Origin of the sequence: Rudaea sp. (genome assembly GCF_047601565.1) — a bacterium.
Taxonomy (GTDB): Bacteria; Pseudomonadota; Gammaproteobacteria; order Xanthomonadales; family Rhodanobacteraceae; genus Rudaea.
Genome location: NZ_JASGIY010000001.1, coordinates 2,543,714 through 2,556,161, shown reverse-complemented (window position 1 = coordinate 2,556,161; position 12,448 = coordinate 2,543,714). Strand labels below are relative to the sequence as shown.

At 67.1% G+C, this 12,448-nt stretch carries 12 protein-coding genes and 1 pseudogene; 10 read left to right on the top strand and 3 right to left on the bottom strand.

Translation table 11 applies throughout. From position 1 onward, the window contains the following. Nucleotides 1–274: 274 nt before the first annotated feature. Nucleotides 275–1,159, top strand: a complete 885-nt coding sequence (locus tag QM741_RS11165) for an Hsp33 family molecular chaperone HslO (protein WP_415207771.1) — start codon at nt 275–277, stop codon at nt 1,157–1,159. 150 nt (nt 1,160–1,309) lie between these two features. Here the strand turns inward: QM741_RS11165 and QM741_RS11160 are convergent, their stop codons facing one another. After that, nucleotides 1,310–3,757, bottom strand: coding sequence for a zinc-dependent metalloprotease (locus tag QM741_RS11160; RefSeq protein ID WP_415207770.1), 2,448 nt, complete (start codon nt 3,755–3,757; stop codon nt 1,310–1,312). A gap of 184 nt (nt 3,758–3,941) precedes the next feature. Here QM741_RS11160 and metF point away from each other — a divergent pair, with 184 nt between their 5' ends. The 5 genes from metF to QM741_RS11135 all read left to right on the top strand — a co-directional run bounded on the left by metF (nt 3,942) and on the right by QM741_RS11135 (nt 7,393). Beyond that, a complete protein-coding gene (gene metF / locus QM741_RS11155) occupies nt 3,942–4,772 on the top strand; it encodes a methylenetetrahydrofolate reductase [NAD(P)H] (RefSeq protein ID WP_415207769.1) in 831 nt (276 codons plus the stop codon). A gap of 127 nt (nt 4,773–4,899) precedes the next feature. Beyond that, nucleotides 4,900–5,250: a winged helix-turn-helix domain-containing protein gene (locus tag QM741_RS11150; protein WP_415207768.1), complete on the top strand. Its 351-nt coding sequence runs from the start codon at nt 4,900–4,902 to the stop codon at nt 5,248–5,250. Between the two features lie 30 nt (nt 5,251–5,280). Then, nucleotides 5,281–6,054, top strand: a complete 774-nt coding sequence (gene modA, locus QM741_RS11145; RefSeq protein ID WP_415207767.1) for a molybdate ABC transporter substrate-binding protein — start codon at nt 5,281–5,283, stop codon at nt 6,052–6,054. Nucleotides 6,055–6,060: 6 nt separating this feature from the next. Next, nucleotides 6,061–6,741 carry a molybdate ABC transporter permease subunit gene (modB, locus tag QM741_RS11140; protein ID WP_415207766.1) on the top strand — a complete coding sequence of 227 codons (681 nt, stop codon included), beginning with the start codon at nt 6,061–6,063 and terminating at the stop codon, nt 6,739–6,741. Further along, nucleotides 6,731–7,393: an ATP-binding cassette domain-containing protein gene (locus QM741_RS11135; protein WP_415207765.1), complete on the top strand. Its 663-nt coding sequence runs from the start codon at nt 6,731–6,733 to the stop codon at nt 7,391–7,393. Before modB ends, QM741_RS11135 begins: the two co-directional genes overlap by 11 nt. Before the next feature lie 6 nt (nt 7,394–7,399). Here QM741_RS11135 and QM741_RS11130 read toward each other — a convergent pair. Beyond that, nucleotides 7,400–8,207, bottom strand: a pseudogene (locus QM741_RS11130) (IS5 family transposase). A gap of 210 nt (nt 8,208–8,417) precedes the next feature. Here QM741_RS11130 and QM741_RS11125 point away from each other — a divergent pair. Continuing rightward, nucleotides 8,418–8,768, top strand: a complete 351-nt coding sequence (locus tag QM741_RS11125; RefSeq protein ID WP_415207764.1) for a helix-turn-helix domain-containing protein — start codon at nt 8,418–8,420, stop codon at nt 8,766–8,768. Nucleotides 8,769–8,840: 72 nt separating this feature from the next. Here QM741_RS11125 and QM741_RS11120 read toward each other — a convergent pair whose 3' ends face one another. Further along, on the bottom strand, nt 8,841–9,644 hold the full coding sequence (locus QM741_RS11120; protein ID WP_415207763.1) for a C1 family peptidase: 804 nt from the start codon (nt 9,642–9,644) through the stop codon (nt 8,841–8,843). Between the two features lie 204 nt (nt 9,645–9,848). Here QM741_RS11120 and QM741_RS11115 point away from each other — a divergent pair, with 204 nt between their 5' ends. Genes QM741_RS11115 through QM741_RS11105 form a run of 3 tightly spaced genes read left to right on the top strand, consistent with a single transcriptional unit; the run spans nt 9,849 to nt 12,446 of the window. Beyond that, nucleotides 9,849–10,457: an RNA polymerase sigma factor gene (locus tag QM741_RS11115; protein ID WP_415207762.1), complete on the top strand. Its 609-nt coding sequence runs from the start codon at nt 9,849–9,851 to the stop codon at nt 10,455–10,457. Then, the gene (locus QM741_RS11110) at nt 10,418–11,242 is read left to right on the top strand and encodes a hypothetical protein (RefSeq protein WP_415207761.1); all 825 of its coding nucleotides are present in this window, start codon (nt 10,418–10,420) and stop codon (nt 11,240–11,242) included. Before QM741_RS11115 ends, QM741_RS11110 begins: the two co-directional genes overlap by 40 nt. 10 nt (nt 11,243–11,252) lie before the next feature. Continuing rightward, nucleotides 11,253–12,446: a PDZ domain-containing protein gene (locus QM741_RS11105; protein ID WP_415207760.1), complete on the top strand. Its 1,194-nt coding sequence runs from the start codon at nt 11,253–11,255 to the stop codon at nt 12,444–12,446. Nucleotides 12,447–12,448: the final 2 nt, after the last annotated feature.

Genomic DNA, 12,448 nt, shown 5'->3' with positions numbered 1-12,448 from the left:
TACCGGCGGGCAACGCCATGGCGCGGCCGCGATCGCACGCGAGCGTCGCACTGTCGAACGTCTGCGGAAGCGGCCGTTGAGCGATATCGTCGAGCATGGCGCAGCATGCTAGCGCATCCCCGTGTCTGCGAACCCATGAAAATCGCGAAGCGTGATCCGACTCGCTGTTCACCGGATGAACCGCCGCCTCTTGCATCGCACCGCGAATGGCCGCATACAGGGACACCCGCGGCCATCGCCGCCGCGCCTTTCGACGGATTCGACGATGCGAGCCATGACGGTCCCTGACGATTTCCTGCACCGCTTCCGGCTCGAACGTGCCGGTGTGCACGGCGCGCTCGTGCGCCTCGACGAGGCGTGGCGGCACATACACGGGAATGGCGAGTACGACGCGCCGCTCGCCGAGTTGCTCGGCCAGACGGTCGCCGCGAGCGCGCTGTTCACCAGCGCAATCAAGTTCGACGGGCGCCTGTCGATCCAGCTGCGCGACAGCGGCGCGTTGCGTCTGTTGTTCGCGGAATGCACGAGCGACGGACAGGTACGCGGAATCGGACGCCGCGACGACGAGCAAGCCAAGGCGCGGGTCTCGCTCGAACCGGGCGCGCACCTCGCGATCACGATCGAAAACTCGGCGACCGACACGCGCTACCAGGGACTCGTGCCCGTGGAGCACGGCGATCTCGCGAGCGCGTTCGAAGGTTACTTCCGGCGCTCCGAACAGCTGCCGACGCGGCTCGTGCTCGCGGCGACGGGGCAGCGCTGCGCGGGCCTGATGCTGCAGCAGGTCGCCGCAGCGGGCGGTGTTCATGCAGGCGACGCCGACGGCTGGAACCGCGCCGAACATCTGCTTGCGACGCTGAGGCCGGACGAGCTGCTCGAACTTCCGCCCGAAGACCTGCTGTACCGCCTGTTCCACGAGGAGGACATTCGCCTGCAGGCCGCGCGGCCGCTCGCATTCGGCTGCACCTGCTCGCGCGAGCGGGTCGCCGACATGCTGCGTTCGCTCGGGCACGAGGAAAACGAATCCGTGCTCGCCGAGCAAGGCTCGGCGCAGATCACCTGCGAGTTCTGCAACCGTCGCTACGTGTTCGACGGGGCCGACGTCGCCGCGTTGTTTGTGGACGAGCCGCCGGCTACGGCAATGCCGACGCGGCACTGAGCTTTGCCTCCCTTCTCCCGCCGGGAGAAGCCGCGAGAGCCCAAGCGCCGGATGAGGGAAGAGCGCTACTCTTTATGAAATACATTGACGACTTGAAATGCCTTTCCCTCATCCGCCCTTCGGGCTTCTCCCGGTGGGAGAAGGAAAAGCTCAAATCGGCGCGCCTGGCGGAATCGCCGGCAGCGGTCGCAGCTTCACCGATTTCGGATCGGCGAGGTACTTGCGAATCGTCTCGGCGGCCGACGCGCGGCTCGCACTGACGGCATCGCTGTCGCCCTGTTTCGCCAGCCACGTCTGCCATTGCTGCAGCGAGGCACGCACGTCGGCATCGACTTGCGCGTGCAACTTGCCGTCGTCGAGCGCGTGCAGCAAGGCGTCGAGCACGACGAAGTCCGCCGCGGTCTGCACCGCGGCCGCCGCAGGCGCGGAACCCTCGCGCGGAGATTGTTGCCACGTGCCGCGAAACGTCGCATCGAGCACGTCCGCAACGCCGGGCTGCCTGGCATCGCGCGCGTGCTGCCAGGCGAGGCGATTGAGACGTTCCGGCGCGAACAGAAACAATGCGGTCTGCGCGGCCGCGGCCTCGACCGCGGCCAGCGGATCGAACAGCGGCGCGGCCTTCGTCGCGAAGTATTCGCGGCTGCGCGTGTAATCGTTGCCCGGCGGGGCGACGAGATCGAGCACACTCGCCGGCAGCGCGAGATCGTCCGCGCCGAGCGTCGCGACGAGGCGCGCCAGCGCATCGCGCTGCGTGGCCGCGGGCACCGGCGTCGACCCGGCCTGCCGATCCACTGCTTGCGAGTACGCATAGTCGGCACCGCCGAGCAGGCGCGCGACGGCTTCGGTCTGATAACGATGCAGCAGATACACCGGCACGAGGCGCGCTTCGAGTTCGCCGGCCTGGCGATCCGGCGGCAGCACGCCGATCGAGAAACTCTGCAGAGCTTGACGACGCGCGGCCATCAACGCATCGAACGTCTTCAACGTGTCGGGGCCGGAGTCCCACAGCAGGCCATCGGGCTCGGCATCGCCGGGACCGCGCGAATCCGGATCGCTCATGTAGCGGAATCCGGCCTTGGCGATGTCGGCGCGCAGTTTCGCCAGCGAAGCTTCTTCCGTGCCCGGCGCGAACTGGCCGTAGGCGTGCGCGATGATGAAGTCGTCCCACGGGCCGACACCGATGCCGTAGGCGTGTTCGAGCGAAATTTTTCCGTCGGCGCCGAGCGTCAGCAGCGGATGCGGATAGTCCATGACCGAACCGTTGCCGAGCCGGCTCGCGGCGAAATTGTGCGCGAAGCCGAGCGCGTGCCCGACCTCGTGCGCGGCGAGCTGGCGCAGGCGCGCGAGCGCCATCCGCTCGGCCTCGTTCTTCAGTTCCGTCGCGTTCGCCTTGTCGTAGGGCGCGAGCAGGCTTTCGGCGATGAGGATGTCCTGGCGCACGCGCTGCGAGCCGAGCGTGACGTTGCCGCGGATGATCTCGCCGGTGCGCGGATCGACGATGGGCTGGCCGTACGACCAGCCGCGCGTGTAGCGGTGCGCCCAGGTGATCAGGCTGTAGCGCACGTCCATCGGATCGGCGCCCTCGGGCAGCAGCTCGACGCGATAGGCGTCCTCGAAACCCGCCTTCTCGAACGCCGTCTTCCACCAGTTCGCGCCTTCGAGCAGGGCCGAGCGCACCGGCTCGGGCGCGCCGCGGTCGAGGTAGAACACGATCGGTTTCTTGACGTGCCCCGCCTCGTCGATCTTGTCGAGACGGAAGCGCGGCTGCACGCGACGCTCGATGCTCGACGCGAGCGGCTGCGCGAAGTCGTACCAGCCGACGCTCAACCCACCCGACGCCGGATGGTAGGCGCGCGGCGTATAGCCCGGCGGCGGCAGGCGCACGAAGCTCAAGTGCTGGCGCACGGTGACACTCTGCGGGTCCATCGCCACGTCTTTCACGAACGCGCCCTCGCCGGGGCCGCGGAACGTAATCATCGCTTCGAGTTCGGTGTTGTCGGGGAAACTCTTCGCGTCGGCGAGCGACACCGCGCTGCGCTTGTCGTCGACGCCGTAACTGCCCTGCTTCGTGTCGGCGAGGCGCGGCGCAATGCCGTGGCGGTCCGAGATCAGCAGCGAACTCACGTCGACGATCACTTCCGCATCCGCGCCCTTGCGCTCGGAGACGACGTCGCCCGCCCACAACACCGACTCGGCGAATGCCTGGCGCACGCTGAGCGCCTCGTCGGCATTGTTCGAGATCGCGCGGAATTTCGTATTGTCCTCGACCAGCAGCACGCGCGGGCCGACGTGGCGGAACTCGACCAGATGCGAATCGCTGCTCTGTCCGCGATCGAGGCCGACGTCGTTCGAGCCCAGCGCCCACGGCAGCGAGCTCATCATCAGGAACGGCTGGTCGAACGCATGCACGCCGAGCAGGATGCGGCCCTTCGCATTGTCGCGGTAGACGTCGAAGAAACCGGCGGCACGCTGCATGCCCTTCGTCGCGCCGCCGAAATCGGCGGCCTCGCTCCCGTCCGCCGCCCGCGCGGACGGCGGTGCGGCCCACGCCATGACCAGCACTCCCAGCACCACGCCCGCCATTCGTCCGCTACGCATCGCTATCGCCTCCCGCAGCAATCCCAGGATGCGCAATTGTGCCGGGACCGGGCGGCGTTGCACATGGGCCGGAATGCACCCGTCGCGCATTCCACGCAAAAAAAACGCGTCCGCCAATCAAATATCGCTTCATCGCGACAAAGAGATATATACTTCCCCTCTCAGGAAAAAACGACCCGCCGCAATGACGCCGATAAGTCTCGAATTCTTCCCGCCGAAAACCGACGAACAGCGTGCGACGCTCGAAGCGGCGCTGCCTAAACTCAAGGCGTTGAAGCCCGAATACGTGAGCTGCACGTTCGGCGCGGGCGGCTCCACGTTGAGCTACACGCCGGAGACGGTGCGCCACCTGCGCAGCGAGCACGGCCTCGACGCGGCGCCGCACCTGTCCTGCGTCGGCGGCACGCGCGCGGAAATCGGCAAGCTCATCGAGACGTACAAGGCGATGGGCTGCCGGCGCATCGTCGCGCTCCGCGGCGACCTGCCCTCGGGCATGGCGAGCTACGGTGAGTTTCACTACGCGAGCGACCTGGTCGAATACATACGCCGCGAGCACGACGGTTTCTTCCACATCGAGGTCGCGGCCTACCCGGAGATGCATCCGCAAGCGGCCGACGCGCACAACGATTTGGCCAACTTCAAGCGCAAGGTCGATGCGGGCGCGAATGGCGCGATCACGCAGTACTTCTACAACCCCGACGCGTATTTCCGCTTCGTCGAGGACGCGCGCAAGGCGGGCATCGCGGTGCCGATCACGCCCGGCATCATGCCGATCACGCAGTACTCGCAATTGAAGCGTTTCTCCGACATGTGCGGCGCCGAAATCCCGCGCTGGATCGCCAAGCGCCTCGAAGCGTTCCGCGACGACGCCGATTCGATCCGCCAATTCGGCGCCGACGTGGTCGCGCAACTGTGCGAAAAACTCGTCGCCGGCGGCGTGCCGGGAATCCACTTCTATACTTTGAATCGCGCAAAGGCCACGCTGGCGATTTGCGAGCGGATCGGCCTCGCCTGATCCCGCGTCGCGGGAACGCCGTATCGGACCGGCTGTTGCCGCGCGGATCGGACGACGAGGCGCAGATTTCCGCCATAGTCGGGATTCCGGTGGCACACTATCCCACGGTTTCCGCCCTTCCGCATTCATGGCCCGGACCACGCCCACCCTGCGCTTCCGGCTGCTGCTCGACGCCGAACACGCGCTCGGCCCGGGCAAGGTCGATTTGCTCGAAGCGATCGCGGCGACCGGCTCGATCGCGGCGGCGGGCCGATCGATGGGCATGAGCTACAAACGCGCCTGGCAGCTCGCCGACGATCTCAACCGCAGCTTCGCCGAACCGCTGATCGCGGCCAACAAGGGCGGCGAGCACGGCGGCGGAGCGGCGTTGACCGCAACCGGCGAAAAAGTCGTCGCGGCCTATCGCGGCATCGAGCGCAAGGCGAAACGGGCCTGCGCGGAGGAACTGCGCGCACTGTCGCGTCTGCTTGCGATATAGTCGGCCGACCGCATCGATCCGGAACCGACCATGATCCGCCCATTCCGCCCGCATTCGCGGTTCGCCTGTTTACTGGCTTTCGGCGCCTTCGCCTGCACAACGGGTGCGCGCGCCGACGACCTCACCGTTTCCGCCGCCGCCAGCTTGACCAACGCCTTCACCGACATCGCCAAGGCTTACGAGGCGCAGCACGCGGGCACGCATGTGAACCTCAACTTCGCCGCCTCCGACGTGCTGCTCAAGCAGATCGAGCAGGGCGCGCCGGCCGACGTGTTCGCGAGCGCCGACGAGGCGACGATGGACCGCGCCGCGAGCGCCGGCCGCATCGATGCCGCCTCGCGCCGCGACTTCGCCGCGAATTCGCTCGCGCTGATCGTGCCCGCCGACGGAAGGTCGCCGGCGGCGCTCGGCGATCTCGCGCACGACGAGTACAAGCGCATCGCGATCGGCAATCCCGATTCGGTACCGGCCGGCCGCTACGCGAAGCAGGCACTCGTCAAAGCGAAGCTGTGGGACACGCTGCAACCCCGGCTCGTGCAGGCGCAGAACGTGCGCCAGGCCCTCGACTACGTCGCGCGCGGCGAAGCCGAGGCCGGCTTCGTCTATGCCACCGATGCCGCCTCGCAGGCGACGAAGGTGAAAGTGGCGCTGAGCGTGCCGACCGCGACGCCCGTGCGCTATCCCGCCGCCGCGGTCGGCAGCTGCAAGCAGAAGCCCGCGGCCTGCGATTTCGTGCGGTTCCTGTCCGATCCGCAAAGCCGCGCGACGCTGGCAAAATACGGATTCAGTGCCGCCACGCCGTAACCGCGATTGGAATTCCTCTCCCCGCTCTGGCTGACGCTCAAGGTCGCCGCGCTCGCGACCGCGCTCGCCCTGGTCCTCGGCGTCGCCGCGGCGCGCGCGCTGGGCCGCCGCGGCGGGCTCGCGCGCGATACCGCCGAATCGCTGCTGACGCTGCCGCTGGTGCTGCCGCCGACCGTGCTCGGCTACTACCTGCTCGTCGTGCTCGGCCGCAACGGCGCGATCGGCGGCTGGTTGCATTCGACCTTCGGCATCAGCCTGATCTTCACCTGGCAGGGCGCCGTGATCGCCGCGGCGGTCGCCGCGTTCCCGCTGATCCTGCGCGCGGCGCGCGCGGCGTTCCGTGCGGTCGATCCGCAGCTCGAACGCGCGGCGCGCACGCTGGGCCTGGGTCCGGCCGCGGTGTTCTTCCGCGTCAGCCTGCCGCTGGCCTGGCGCGGCGTCTGCGCGGGCGCGTTGCTCGCGTTCGCGCGCGCGATGGGCGAATTCGGCGCAACGCTGATGGTCGCGGGCTCCCTGCCCGGCCGCACGCAAACCTTGTCGATCGCGATCTACAACGCGGTCATGGCCGGCGACGACGCGACCGCGCAGGCGCTCGTGCTCATCGCGCTCGTCGTTGCCGCGGTCACGCTCGTGCTCGCCGCACAGATTCTGCAACGCAGCCATCATGGAGACGACGATGCGGCTTGAAGTCGACATCGCAAGGACCTTGCGCGCGCGCGACCGCGAGTTCCGCCTCGAGCTGAAATTCGCGAGCGATGCGGACGTGACCGTGCTGTTCGGCCCCTCGGGCGCGGGCAAGACGCAGACGCTGTACGCGATCGCCGGCCTGATGCAGCCCGAGCGCGGCGCGATCCGCGTCGACGACGCGGTGCTGTTCGACGCGCAACGCGGCATCGACCTGCCGCCGCAGCGGCGGGGCATCGGCTACGTGTTCCAGGACTATGCGCTTTTTCCACATTTGAACGTTTTGCAGAATGTGGCATTCGCGACGTCGCGCAGTGTCGTGTTCAATCCGCGCCATGCGCCAAGCGAGGTCTACGCCCTGCTCGCGCGCTTCGCGCTCGGCAAGCTCGCGGCCAGCCGTCCGCACGAGCTCTCCGGCGGCCAGCGCCAGCGCGTCGCGCTCGCCCGCGCGCTCGCCGCGAAACCGCGCCTGCTGCTGCTCGACGAACCGTTCGCCGCGCTCGACGCGCCGCTGCGCGCACGCCTGCGCGCCGAGCTGCTCGCCGTGCGCGCGCAGTTCGGCGTGCCGATGGTCGTCATCACCCACGATCCCGACGACGTGGCCGCGCTTGGCGGCCGCCTCGTCCCGATCGAGAACGGCCGGGCGATTTCGTAAGAGAATCTAACAAAATGAATTTCGCAATGTTCTCCAGCAGATCATCGCACATCCGATCGTGAGGAAGGCTTTGTGGAGGCAAGGCAATCGTTCGTAGCGGATACGCAACCTGCGGAACTGGTGCAGCCAGGCAATGCTGCGCTCCACGACCCAGCGTGTCTTGCCCAGACCGCTGCCGTGTGCCGTGCGACGCTTGGCCAGATCCCTGGCAATGCTCCGTGATCTGAGTTCGTCACGATGCGGCTAGGAATCGTAACCGCGGTCGCCTTGCACGCAGCCTGGCTTTCGCCTGGGCAGTCCCGGCTTGCCGGCAATGGGCGGAATCGCATCGACCAGTGGCAACAACGGGGTAATGTCGTTGCGATTGGCCTGGGTCAGGATCACGCTCAGCGGAAGGCCGTGCGCCTCGACGAGGAGGTGGTGCTTGCTCCCGGCTTTGCGGCGATCGGTTGGGTTCGGTCCGGTTTTTCCCCCCGTGTACGGCCCGTACCGATGAACTGTCCACGACGACACGCGACAAATCGAGCTTGTCAGCGCCACGCAGCCGCGACAGCAGGACTTGGTGGAGCCGCTCCCAGACGCCGGCACATTGCCATTCGCGCAGCCGGCGCCAGCACGTCATGCCCGAGCCGCAACCCATTTCCTGCGACAGCATTTCCCACGGGATGCCTGTCTGCAAGACGAACACGACGCCCGTCAACGCCCGGCGGTCGTCCAGCCGTTTGCGGCCGGGGTATCGGGCGCGACGGGGTTGGACCGGGAGCAGCGGTTCAATCAAAGCCCAGAGTTCATCCTCGACCAGGGGACGAGCCATTGAACCCCCGCAAAGCCAATAGGTTGCGAGGCATTCTGACAGCTAAATCTTCATTTTGTTAGAGGCTCTTATGAGTGTCAATTCTCAATTGATGGCGCGGCGTCTCGCGCAAACCTGCCGACGGGAAACGGCCGCAGCCCTTGTGGCTGTAGTATCGCGGTCAATCCAAAGTTACGATTCTCGTAGCTCTTTCCATGCGCCGGAACGAGCATGCGTCCCGCGGACGCGAAAACCATCTTTTGCAGGCGGCTGCGCGAAGCCCGGACGGCCTCGGGGCTGTCGCAAAAACAGCTCGGAATCCGGTCCGGACTGGACGAATTCGTCGCCTCGACCCGCATCAACCGTTATGAAGTGGGCGTGCACGAGCCCGACATCGGCACGATGCGGCGTCTGGCCGCCGTGATGGGAGTGCCGCTGCCGTATTTCTATGCGGAAGACGATCTCCTCGCGCGCACGATTCTGGCTTTTTCCCGCCTGCCGCGATCACGGCGGCGGTCGGTGCTGGGCGAAATGGAGTCGCTCGCGGAAAAGCACCGCCCGCTCATCACGGAGCGGGCTTGAAATCCTGAATTCGGGGAATCCGGTGCGACGGGTGAATCACCCGCGCGCTACCAGATCGGGCGCGGCGCATCGTCAGCGCGATTTCTTTGCCGCCGCGGGCACGAAGCCGCGCACGGTCCAGAAGTCGTCCGACAAGTTGCGATCGGCGAGGTAGGCGTAAGGCATCGTGAAATAGCCTTTCAGCCCCCAGTCCGTGCCCCACGAATTGCGCACGATGAAGCGCTTGGCCTTGTCGTCGTAGCCGACCGCGCAGACCGCGTGGCCGCCGAGAACGCGCTCGCTCTTTTTCGGCAGGCTGACCACGCCGCTCTTCGCCACCGCCTGCGATTCGAAGCTTTCGTACACGGTGAAGCCGAACACGAACGGGTAGCCCTCGGCGAGGCAGGCGCGCATTTCATCCGTCGTGGACAGGCGCTGGTAGCTCGAAATCGTGTGGTTCAGCGCGGCCTTGTAGCAGGCCGGCGCGGGCTTCTTCGCGAATTGCGCGATGACGTAGGGCCATTGGCTTTCCGGGCACACGCCCTGCTTGGCCAGCGTCTTGATGCCGTCGCGGATCATCGCGCCGGAGTCCTCGCTCGTCGTGTGTTCGATCACGCGCTCGTTGTAGTAGACGAACAGGCGCGAGAGATCGACGAGCGCCTTTGCCGCTTTCAGTTCGAGGAATTCGAGTACGCCGACGAGGGCGTTGGCGGTGCAACTGCCGAGTTGGCCCTGATCCTCGACCGGCGGGCATTGCGCGCGCAGGTCGATCTTCGCCGGCAGCTTTTTCGGCACCTTGTAGACGGCGCCATAAAGCTGGTCGCGCTGATCGGGCAAGTCGGGAATCCAGCCGTACCAGGCGGGATTCCGCAGGGTGATTTTTCCGCGATTGCTCATGGTCGTGCTCCTCTTCGTATGCGTTTTCGCAGCGAATCGCAGCCCCTCATGCGACGGGGCGATCTGCCCTTGGCTTGCGCTGGGCAGCCAATCCGCAGTTTGTTCCAACCGCGCCGACGTTCCGTGTCCAAAATCACGGATTGGAAACGCCCTGCGGCTTTTGGCACTTGCGACCTTTTTCCTCGCCGGCGCATCTATGGCAGCGTGACCGGATCCTTCTTCGACATCGAGGTTCCCCAATCGCTGATTGAGCGCGCGCGCGCCGGCGAAATGGCGGCGTTCGAGCAAATCTACCGGCGCTTCGAGCGGCCGGTGTTCAACCTCGCCCGGCGCATGCTCGGCGATGCCGACGCCGCTCGCGAGATTCTGCAGGACGCGATGTTCAAGGTGTTCCAGCGCCTCGATCAGTACCGCAACGACGCGCCGTTCTGGGCCTGGCTGCGGCAGATCGCGACGAACGAGGCGTTGATGCGCCTGCGTCGCGACAAGCATCTGGACGATCGCGCCGAAGTGCCCGACGTGACCGACGATGCCGCGCCGCCGTGGGTACGCGCCGATTCGGCCGCGCTCGAGCGCGCGCTCGGCCGCCTGTCTGCGCTGACGCGCAGCGTGCTCTGGCTCTACCACGTCGAAGGATACGCGCACCACGAGATCGCCGCGCAGCTCGGCAAGACGGTCAGCTTTTCCAAATCTCAAGTCGCGCGCGGCACCGCGCGCCTGCGCGAACTGCTCGAGCCTTGCGCGCAGGCCCCGTTTCCACAGGACCCGATGTCATGTCCGATCCAACCCGACCGAACCGCGCTGGCGAATTGAACGCGGCCGACCCGATCCCGCTCGGGGATGCGCTGCGCGCGCTGCCGCAACTCGCGCCGGCCGAAAGCGCCTGGGCCGATCTGGTCGCGCGGCTGGCCGCAGACGACGACGCCGGCACTTCCAGGCCGTCATTCCCGCAGGCGAATCCAGTCAACTCGTCATTCGCGCGAAAGCGTGGATCCAGCGACTTTGCTTTGACAGGTCGCACCGGGAAAAGGCGCAAGAAACTGGATTCCCCCTTTCGCGGGAATGAAGGGCGGAGAATTACCGCATGGCCGATCGGCATCGCCGCCGCGCTCGTGCTCGCGTTTTCCGCGGCAGCGGTCCTGCGTCTGCGGCCAACGCACGTGCCGGCCGCAAATGCCGCGACGCAGATCGCCGCGACCGAAACGCCTACCGGCGCATCTTCCGTACACAATGCCACAAATTCGCAGAATGCCGCGCAGGCAGCGTCCGATGGCCTCGTGGCGCTGCAGGCGCGCTCGCGCTCGCTCGAACGATGGCTGCGCGACACCGGCACCGCGTCGATGCCGCACTCGGCGCAGGATCTCGCCGCCAGCATGGAAATCGAGGACATGATCGGTCTCGTCGACGTGCAACTCGGCGCGGGCGACGCGGGCAATGCGACCGCGACACGATCGCTCTGGAAGCGCCGCGTCGCCCTGCTCGAGGATCTGTCGGCGCTGCGCTACGGCGCCAAGGCGTCGAGCCTGCGCGACGGTCTGGTCGCCAACGGTGCGTCGGCGGATGCGATGAACGCGACTCCCGCCGTCTGGAGAAATTAGAGAAGCCGCCATGAAACGAAACGTGTATACTTTTACTCTTATCGCGGCGGCGCTGGCGCTTGGCGCCAACCCGGCCCGTGCCGCCAATTCGCCCGCCGGCACCGCCGCCGACGCGAAGATCGACGCCGAGCAGGCGCGGCGCGAGCTCGACCGCATGCGCACGGAGATGCGTGAACTGTCGAAGAAGATGGCCGAGATTTCGGCCGAGCTTGGCGACGTCGGCCCGAGCGCCTATGGCTGGCGCTATCTCGGCGATCCCGACCGCGGCATGATCGGCGTGGTCCTCGGCCAGGAGCCCAAAGGCATCCGCGTCAGCGCGGTCACGCCGGGCGGCCCGGCGGACAAGGCCGGCCTGCGCGACGGCGACCTGATCGTGTCGGTGCGCGGCGAGGGCATCGACAAGGATGCCGCCGGCAATGTCGCCGCCGCCAACCGCGCGTTGCGCAACCTCAAGGTCGGCGAGGAGGTCACGCTGACGGTGCAACGCAGCGGCAAGAACCTCGACATGAAGATCAAGGCCGAGCGCCGCGAACCGTTCAATTTCGCGTTCTCGTTCGATGGCCTCGACGGCATCGATGCGGAGAAGATCCGCGCCGAAGTCGACCAGGCGGCGCGCGGCGCGCAGATGAGCCGCGAGCAGGTCGCACAGATGCGCGAGCAAGTGCGTGAAGCGACGCGTATCGCTGCCGAACAAGGCCGTGCCGCCGCCGAGCAGGGCCGCACCGCTGCGGAACAGGGGCGCCAGGCCGCCGAAGAAGCCCGTCTGGCGGCGCGTCGGATCCGCTATTCGACGCCGTGGTGGGGGCTCAATCTGTCCAGCCTCAATCCCGATCTCGGCAGCTACTTCGGCGCGGACCATGGCGCGCTGGTGCTGTCGGCCGACGCGGAGTTCGCGAAGACGCTGAAGCCGGGCGATGTGTTGCTCGCGATCGACGGCAGGAAGATCGAGCGTCCCGAGGATGCGATGCGCCAGCTGCGCGACGGCAAGGCCGGACGCGAGGTCAAGGTCGAGGTGTTGCGCCAGCGCAAGATGCTGGCGCTGAGCCTGAAGGCACCGGAGTTCGAGAGTCCGTTCGTGCCAATGCCGCCGCCGCTGCCGCCGCTTGCGCCCATGGCGCCGACCGCGCCGACGCCGCCCGCGGCGCCTTCCTCGCCGCCGCAACAGGCCTCGCCCGCTCCTCCCGCTCCGCCGTCCCAAGAATAGGG

Excerpts from the sequence above, each read along its gene's own strand:
- modA (WP_415207767.1), top strand. The coding sequence starts at position 5,281 with ATGATCCGCCCATTCCGCCCGCATTCGCGGTTCGCCTGTTTACTGGCT.
- QM741_RS11150 (WP_415207768.1), top strand. The coding sequence starts at position 4,900 with ATGGCCCGGACCACGCCCACCCTGCGCTTCCGGCTGCTGCTCGACGCC.
- QM741_RS11165 (WP_415207771.1), top strand. The coding sequence starts at position 275 with ATGACGGTCCCTGACGATTTCCTGCACCGCTTCCGGCTCGAACGTGCC.
- QM741_RS11135 (WP_415207765.1), top strand. The coding sequence starts at position 6,731 with ATGCGGCTTGAAGTCGACATCGCAAGGACCTTGCGCGCGCGCGACCGC.
- QM741_RS11160 (WP_415207770.1), bottom strand. The coding sequence starts at position 3,757 with ATGCGTAGCGGACGAATGGCGGGCGTGGTGCTGGGAGTGCTGGTCATG.
- QM741_RS11110 (WP_415207761.1), top strand. The coding sequence starts at position 10,418 with ATGTCCGATCCAACCCGACCGAACCGCGCTGGCGAATTGAACGCGGCC.
- metF (WP_415207769.1), top strand. The coding sequence starts at position 3,942 with ATGACGCCGATAAGTCTCGAATTCTTCCCGCCGAAAACCGACGAACAG.
- QM741_RS11105 (WP_415207760.1), top strand. The coding sequence starts at position 11,253 with ATGAAACGAAACGTGTATACTTTTACTCTTATCGCGGCGGCGCTGGCG.
- QM741_RS11120 (WP_415207763.1), bottom strand. The coding sequence starts at position 9,644 with ATGAGCAATCGCGGAAAAATCACCCTGCGGAATCCCGCCTGGTACGGC.
- QM741_RS11125 (WP_415207764.1), top strand. The coding sequence starts at position 8,418 with ATGCGTCCCGCGGACGCGAAAACCATCTTTTGCAGGCGGCTGCGCGAA.